The sequence below is a fragment of the Halanaerobium sp. genome (assembly GCF_003070835.1).
In genome coordinates, this window is the sequence record NZ_QBLR01000453.1 from 1 (window position 1) to 1,991 (window position 1,991).

Consider the following 1,991-nt stretch of genomic DNA (forward strand, 5'->3'; position numbering starts at 1 on the left):
ATCTGGACCTGTCTGAGCTAGAATTGCTGCTGTCAGAACCAGTACTGCCATCAATACAGCACATATGGTTAGTTTATTCATGAGATTTCCTTCCTTTCCTGAGCACTTAACCTACTAAATGTATTTAAGATAGACTTCAGCTGCTCAAACTGATCCTTACTTAAACTGTTAATCGATATCTTTTTGCTGCGGTCTATACCTTTTTCTCTTTTTACATGTCTGAGGTAATTATAGAGATCCTCTTTCAGCTTAGGAGCATCACCAACTATTTCTTTAATAGCAAGTTCTCTTTCAGTTAGAGACTTAACTTGATCTTTTTTCAAAGTTTCATCTTTCTGAGTCTTACATTTTTTCTTCTTACCCTGTACCTGGCTGAATGGAATCTCATCAAAGTTATAATCACTCTGCTGCTGTACAGCCATTTCTTCCCTGGAAACAAGACCAGAGACACTGAAAGCCCTCTTTAAAGCCATTGATTCAGCTACTTTAAGAATCATAGCTGAAGGATACTGCTCCCAGATCTTAGAATCAGCCTGATACTCATTAAAAGGAGCAAAGATATAAACGGGATAGCTTCTGTCCTTTCTATAAACTAAAGCGTAACTACCGACAATCTGTCCGCGGTTGGTCCCATATTGATGATTAATTCCAGTTTCTTTTCGTCTAAACTTATCATTTTCTCTAACTACATCTGAAATCAGCCCATCATACTGGGGATGCCTATCAGCTATCTTTAGATAACCATCCCTGGAAGTCATAATTGTTGGCTTACCATCTTTCTTCCAGAAAAATATTTCCTTATTGAAAGGATCAAGTCCATAGTTTTTAGCCAGATAAATAAACATCTTAAACTCATCACTGCTTGCATCTCCGGCAACAGTTCGTCTCAGGGTTTCTAGCTCCTCATCAGTAAAAGTAATCAGTTCTTTTTTCTTTCTGTTAATATCAACAACTTTACTCTTTGCACTCATTTTTTATTCCTCCTCTTAATTTAAGGAGACCCAGATTTAATCCAGGCCTCCAATTATAATTTAGTCTCCTTTAGGTCTTTGAGCTTCTTCATCACTTAGATCATGATCACAGTGTGGACAGTTCCATTCACCCTTTTTACAGGAGCTGTAGGATTTTTTATTACACTCAGGACATTGCTTTACATACATCTTGATCACCTCCTTTCTCTACTTTTTAGACATAAAAAAATCCCGGCGCCGGCCAGGTTAATTAACTGTTATTAACTTTTGCTGATTCAGTCTGTCATCAGATTCTCTTCCTGCATACTGATAAAGTTATCTCTGCTGCCGATGATTATATGGTCCACTACATTAATCCCCATTATCTTACCGGCCTTCTGCAGCTTTTTAGTAATTGAGATATCATCACTGCTTGCATCCGCCACACCAGAGGGATGATTATGAGCCAAAACTATACCCGCTGCATTCTGCAGTATTGCCCTCTTAAAGACCTCTCTGGGAGTAACAAGACTTGAGGTCAATGTACCTGTAGAAACCTCAAATACCCCTGTTACCTTGTTCTTAACATCAAGGGTAGCGATAGCAAAGACCTCTTCTGTTCTCCGGTCAAGTTCAACTACCTCAACAAAGAGATCTCTTGCCTGAAATGGGTTCCTTACATACTTATCAATGTCATATCTTCCACCTGACTCCTTAACAATTCTCAGACTAAACTTCTGAATATTTACCATAACTCTCATCTCCTTTATGTTTTTAGTATTCATTTAAAAGGGCATCTTAAATTCCTGATCATCGCTGCTTAAAGCTGCAGTTCTTTTCTTCTTTTTCTGCAGCAGTCTGGCTGCTTTCTCCAGCTCATCCTCATCCATTGGCTCAGCATAAGGTCCTAAAGCTCTCTTTATTCTCCATTCATCACTCGGGACACCATTAACCGGCATAATTTTCACCTCCAAATAAAAAAAGAGACCATCAGCTCTCACTGACAGTCCCCTGAGTTTAACCCTAAGCATTATTCCAGCC

At 38.9% G+C, this 1,991-nt stretch carries 4 protein-coding genes; all 4 read right to left on the minus strand.

Features of this window, described 5'->3' with window-relative positions; translation table 11 throughout:
- Window positions 1–77 precede the first annotated feature (77 nt).
- Window positions 78–971: a phage recombination protein Bet gene (gene bet, locus CI949_RS20325; protein WP_290769850.1), complete on the minus strand. Its 894-nt coding sequence runs from the start codon at window positions 969–971 to the stop codon at window positions 78–80.
- 60 nt (window positions 972–1,031) lie between these two features.
- Window positions 1,032–1,160 carry a hypothetical protein gene (locus CI949_RS20330; protein ID WP_279512663.1) on the minus strand — a complete coding sequence of 43 codons (129 nt, stop codon included), beginning with the start codon at window positions 1,158–1,160 and terminating at the stop codon, window positions 1,032–1,034.
- A gap of 86 nt (window positions 1,161–1,246) precedes the next feature.
- The gene (locus CI949_RS20335) at window positions 1,247–1,702 is read right to left on the minus strand and encodes a RadC family protein (RefSeq protein ID WP_133505646.1); all 456 of its coding nucleotides are present in this window, start codon (window positions 1,700–1,702) and stop codon (window positions 1,247–1,249) included.
- 33 nt (window positions 1,703–1,735) lie between these two features.
- Window positions 1,736–1,991 (minus strand): hypothetical protein (locus CI949_RS20340; protein ID WP_290769854.1); only part of this gene is annotated, 256 nt, incomplete at its 5' end.